The following is a 5,634-nucleotide window of genomic DNA, read 5'->3' as shown; positions in this document are numbered from 1 at the left end:
GATCCGGTAGCGGGCGGCTCCGGTCAGCGGCTGGTTCGCCGCGTCGCTTTGGGCGCCGAAGTATAAGGCCTCCTGGGCAATGTGTACGCCGGGTCCCATGCGATTGATCGCAGCCCGAACCAACCGGTCGGCGATGAAAGGAGTGACGTTGTAATTGACTCTCCAACCGTTCACCTCGGTTGAGACCTTCGTGCTCTTGACGAGGGCATCCGCGGCGAGAGCCGCCTGCCCGAGGGTTGACGTGAGCTGACTATCCGGGCTTTCCGACGGACGGCGGTCCGGCCCGATGCCGGCCTTCGCGAACCGCTCCAGCGGCGCATTCTCGCGCGCCGGAGGCGGATACTGAGCCAGGGCGGCGCCCATTTCGTCGAAGTACTTGGCCCCGCCGGCGACGAGATCCAGCACGGGAAACTCCGTGATTGCGGAAACCACCTCCTGAGGTGCGAGAGCCGGATCGGCACGCCGGCTCAGGAGCGAGAGCGTGTACTTTTGTTGCACCGCACGCGCAGCGGCGAGATCGGCCGGTCCGCGTACCAGGGTCCGGGTCAGAGTCATCACGTAGTCAGTGGGTGACTCTATTCTTTTTGCGCCTTTGGGCAGCGAACCTCGCCATCCCGGACCGGTGATGAAGTAGCGGCCTTCTTTCGTGCCCGTTGTACGCCGACCGACGTACGCGAAGGAGTTCGAATACATGTCGATCAGATGAATGCAGTAGTAGCGATCGTGCGTGTCGGGGACGTGCAACACGACCGGCTCTTGGTGCAGATCCAGCCAGGCGAATCCGTAAAGGGTGTCGACGTTCGGTCCCGCGTTCTTGTCATCGGGACCGGCCAACTGAGAGGAGACCGTGAAGCGATTTAGGAGGAATTTCCGGTCACGGCAGCGTTGAAGATACATTGCCTGGAGAACTAGCGGCACGCTCCAGATATAAGCCTCGTGCGCAATGTCCTGCAGGGGTCCGGTCTGGTCACCGCGGAGCCGAGTGAGCGCGGTGGTCAACGTGGATCCGATCAGGAAATTTCTTCGATTCATAAGCGGTCCGCTCCAGCGCCACCACTACAGCGCACGCTATTGCCCTTTGTAGGTGATCCAGAACGGCGAAGCCCAGACAAGCTCTCCATTCTCCTGCTCACCCCGCACGTAGTAGTAGCTGGTCTTGCCGGATTTCGGAGAGTTGTCCCGCCACTTGAAGTTGACGTCCCTGGAGCCGGGAGCGGTCGAGTAAACGTATTCGTTGTCCTTTACGATCACCACTTTCTTGAACGGAGAGGTGCCGCTGAGTTTCACCGCGATCTCGGGCGGGGAATCGGTTGAGAACGCGTCTCCCATCAGATGATCGCCGCTGCGCACATCGGCGATGATGTTATCCGTCGAGGCGTAGACGTGCCGCTTATGCAGCGCGTCGATCAGCGCTTCGCGCGTATTCTCGGTCACGAGCAGATTGGCGTAGCTCTGGTGAGTGGAGATGTGATCGGAGCTTGCCTGGAAGCCGAGTTTGTAGCCCTTGTCCAGCGCAAGATTGACGAAGCCTTTCGGGCGCCAGCCTCCGATGGAATCCTTCTCATTGCCCGCGCGCGGGCTGTCCGGCATCTCATAGTTCTGGCGCATGCCCTGGTAGATCTCCACGATCGGTTCGAGGTCCGGGTCATTGTCGCGCCAGTCCGTGCCCATGTCCGTCGCGCTGGTATGCGACGCCACTACGCCGTTGTACTTGCGCAGGTATGCGTAGAACATCTGGGTATCCGGCGCCGAGCCGGTGGAATCGTTTTCGACTTTGGGCAGCCGCGGCAGCGCCCTCACCCCGCGCTGAGCAAAGACGACATTGCGGTGGCCCTCGGGGTAGGACACGCTCCGTTCATAGCTGAACAGCGGGGCGAATTTGCCTGGCGTATAGAAAATATCGGTCAACTTCTGCGTGATCCACCACGTGTACTCGCGGCCCTCGCCGTTATCGTGATCGCAACAGCCGACCCAATCGAGCGACGCGGCATCGAGGATATAGCGCCATTGATCGAGAATGGCGCCGTCCAGCCCGCCGTCCATCGAGATCTCGCTATGACGATGAAATTCTCCGCGTGCGATCAAATAGTTAGCGCCGCCATCGGAGAGCCGAAAATCGCGCAGCTTCGCGACCGATTCGCGCTCCTCGGGAACGGCCTCGGTGGCGACGGGCGCGGGCGCGGCCGGTAACGGGCGTCCGGCGATCGGACTCGGAGCCGGCGGCAGCTTCAGCACGCTGGCGTAGAGATCGTTCTGGTAGGGGTCCGGTTCGGAGAACGCGAGTATCTCTTTCAGGTTCCAGCCTTGTTTGATGAGAGTGGAAGAATCGCGGCGCGAATCCGACGACTCGATCACGACCAGGTCGCCCGCGCCACGGGTCACCAGGGCCGGGCGGTTATCGAGAAGATTGTCGCTGCGGTTGAGATAGATGGGTCCCGTCCAGCGGGTGCCATCGAAAGAGACGACATACTCCGACCAGGAGGTTCCAAGCGGACCCCAAACCGCCGGATGGTTGCTGCGAAACGCAAGCCACAGCCGCCCGGATGCATCCGCCCGCAGCCGGGGCAGACTATTGCGCGGGTTGTTGGGGGGCCAGATGTGGGCGTTCGGTTCGCGCTTGCTGTAAAGCTTTGGATCCGGCTTTTCCCAACCGGTCACATCGGCCTGGCGGACCGTCTCGTCCTCGCGCACATCGGATTTGCCCCAGAGCACGGTTCCGACGTCGACACCCGGATCGAGGCGGCCGCCGGATGCGTCGACCCCGACCAGGCGAATCGCCCGCGCGAAATACAGCGGAACGCCGTCACTCTTATCGGCGCCGAAATCTTTGCCCCAGCCCTCGGAACCCTCTTCATAGGCAACCCACAACCGGCCTTTTGGGTCGTACGCGATGGATGGGTACGCTTCATAGCGCGCGGTCGCGGCAACGGGAATCTCCGGCTGCCAGTTGCCGCCCACGGCCGTTCTGGCGTACACATCGTAATTGCCGTTGCGGTAGGAATCCCAGGCCACGGTGACTCGGCCGCTCGCGTCCGCCGCGATGGCCGGGTTCCATTCATTCGCGTTCGAGTTGGAAACTTTCTGCGGCGGGGAGAACGCATTTCCGTTCTGGACACTGGCCAGGATCGCCGCCCTGCCGTTCTGCCAGCTCTGCCACGCGACCCACACGGCGCCCTTGGAATCCGTCGCCGCGACCGCAAAAACGTCCGAGCCGGAGTTTTTCGAGATCTGGACGGTGCTTAGCGGACGGCCATTATCGAGGGCGCGCGCAAATACTTCGAAGTTACCCTTCCGGTTTTCCGACCAGAACACCCAGGGTCTGCCCTTCCCGTCGATCGCGACGGCGGGACGATAGAGATCGCCGCCGCCCGGAGTGAGCGCGATCGGCTCGCCCCAGGTGTTATTGGAGAAGTGCTTGACGAAGATCTGATCGCCGCCGGGTTTCTCGGAGTAAACCGAGTAATCCTTCGGAGCCGTCGTCATCGGCAGGCGAATCTGGTCATGCTTCGGGTTGTGTTTGAACTCGATGTACGCGAGCCAAATTTCGCCGTTCGGCGAAACAGCGGCGGAGGGATAGTCCTGCTCATCTTTGGAACTGGTGAGCTGGGTGCTCGGCGGGATGCGATCCACAGCGACACGGCCGTCCAGGAGGTGGTTGAACTGGCCGTAGGGAAGGTCACCCAAACGTATATTGAAGTTACCCTGCGCGGTTTGCACACGAACTTGGGTATTTTCGTCCTCACCGGTCAACCAGACAATCACGCCATTCGAGCCGACGGGAGGTTTGCGCCGCTCCACGAGATGAAGGAATGAGAGCACGGGCGCGGTTGAGATTTTCCACGATGCATCGGCGTTGATGGAATCATCCTTGCCGAATCTCCAGGGATCGAGACGCGTAATCTTTCCGGAAGTTACCGTGGCGGAGCCGTCCCAAGTCGCCGGATTCTCGTCGGAAATTCCTAATAAGATCCGGACTCCGACGTCGGCGCGAGCGGAGAAAGAAGCGAGGATCAGGAGCAGCGGAAGGGCAAGTTTGGCAGGTCTCATTGAACTCACCCAACGTTAGAACGTGAACTTGCCAGCCACCTGAATCTCGCGCGAGATTCGCTGGAATGTAGTCGGCGATCCCGCCGATGAGATCGTCCCAAAAGCAGGCGACGCCGCCAGATTGGCGACCAGAACGGTGCTGCCCGTTGCCGGGGTGGGAGCAACGGCGCTGGGATTATTGAACTGCGGTGTGTTGAACAGATTAAAGAACTCGCCGCGGATTTGCAGGTTCTTCGACTCAGTCAATCGGAAGTTCTTAAAGATGGAGAAGTCTATGTTCTTGGTTCCCGGCCCCTGCAGGATATTACGGCCGGAATCTCCCCATTGTGCGTTCGCGAGCGGCCCCGTGAGCGGGATGCTGACGAAATCCGCAGTGTTAAACCATTCGGTAATGGTCCGCTGACCCGTCGGCAGCGAGCCGTTACCGCTGGTCCCGACGAATTCGGCGCGCGGAGTGAGTCCATCGCCCACGCCATTCGCGGATGTAACGGAGAATGGGAGGCCGTCAAAGTACGACGCAATTGCGTTCATCTGCCATCCGGCGACGATGAAGTTCGATTTTCCCGACGTTCTGAAGGGTAGCTGGTAATTGACGCTGGCTACGAAACGGTTGGGGACATTGAAGTCGGAGTCTCCATAGTCGGCTCTAACATTGTATGGATTTACAACGGCGCCAGGACTGCCGCTGCTGTCATCAAGAGAGTGACTGTAGGAGTAGGAGGCTAGGAACGTGAGGGCTCCGGCACGGCGCTCGGCTGAGACCTGCAATGCGTTGTAGGAGGAAATCTGAGTGGTTTGAAGCTGATTGATTTGGGCAAAGTAGGGGTAAGGCCGGCCTACCGTGACGTTTGTGGTTCCCGGGGAGCCGGCGTTGATATCCACCAGTGCGTCCAGATGAATCCCTCGTGTTCCAACGTAGGCAACGGTAAGCAAGGTCTTCGGGGTGATTTGCTGCTGTATGCTGGCATGCCACTGCTCGCTGTAGGGCGTTTTCGCATTGGGATCCTGCGCGAATACCGGAAGCCCCTTGGGAAGGTCCGCGGGGTTAGTGACGGGCGTGTGAACAAATCCGTCCGAGGCGAAGTTGAACGGGGTACCGTTGGGCGCTATAGCCCCATATTGCGTTGCGTTGTTGAACGTCCAGTAGCTTAGATAGGGTACGTTATTGGAAAGTCCGCTTGAATTGGTGACGTTGGGCGCGGAGTAGTAAATTCCATACCCGGCATGGAAAACTGTTTTCGAAGTTACTTTGTAAGCCAATCCTACGCGCGGCATGAAGTCGAGATTGTTCCCGTGCAAACCACTCGCCGGGATTCCATTTGTTCCTACCTGGAATAACTGCGTTGTGGAGAGGGACGGAACGAAGTTGTACTCGCGGTTGCCCACTTCCGTCCAGGGCCACCCGAGGAAGTTCTCGTAGCGGACGCCCAGATTGAGAGTCAATCGGCCGGTGACCTTCCAGTTGTCCTGCACGTACGTAGACAAATCGGATTGCCGGAGACCGATGCCGCCGCCTCCCGCGGGAAATGCGTAAACTCCTGTTTTGGGAGCACCGAACAAAGCATCGGACCAGGTCAAGCCGCTGTA

The 5,634-nt window shown here is 59.9% G+C and carries 2 protein-coding genes and 1 pseudogene; all 3 read right to left on the bottom strand.

Annotated elements, in window-relative coordinates:
* Nucleotides 1-1,032, bottom strand: a 1,032-nt coding sequence (locus H1Y01_RS12830; protein ID WP_180540914.1) for a DUF1254 domain-containing protein, incomplete at its 3' end; no start/stop codon positions are given.
* Nucleotides 1,033-1,068: 36 nt separating this feature from the next.
* Nucleotides 1,069-4,047 carry a DUF3604 domain-containing protein gene (locus H1Y01_RS12825; protein WP_180540913.1) on the bottom strand — a complete coding sequence of 993 codons (2,979 nt, stop codon included), beginning with the start codon at nucleotides 4,045-4,047 and terminating at the stop codon, nucleotides 1,069-1,071.
* A 15-nt stretch (nucleotides 4,048-4,062) separates the two neighbouring features.
* A pseudogene (locus tag H1Y01_RS12820) lies at nucleotides 4,063-5,634 on the bottom strand (TonB-dependent receptor); the annotation flags it as partial.

Origin of the sequence: Nevskia soli (assembly GCF_903970205.1) — a bacterium.
GTDB lineage: Bacteria > Acidobacteriota > Terriglobia > Bryobacterales > Bryobacteraceae > Bog-113.
The sequence above is the reverse complement of the archived record's forward strand: the minus strand, read 5'-3'. Positions and strand labels throughout refer to the sequence as shown.

What these genes read in the sequence shown, in the direction of transcription:
- H1Y01_RS12825 (WP_180540913.1), bottom strand. Translation starts at nt 4,047, where the DNA reads ATGAGACCTGCCAAACTTGCCCTTCCGCTGCTCCTGATCCTCGCTTCT.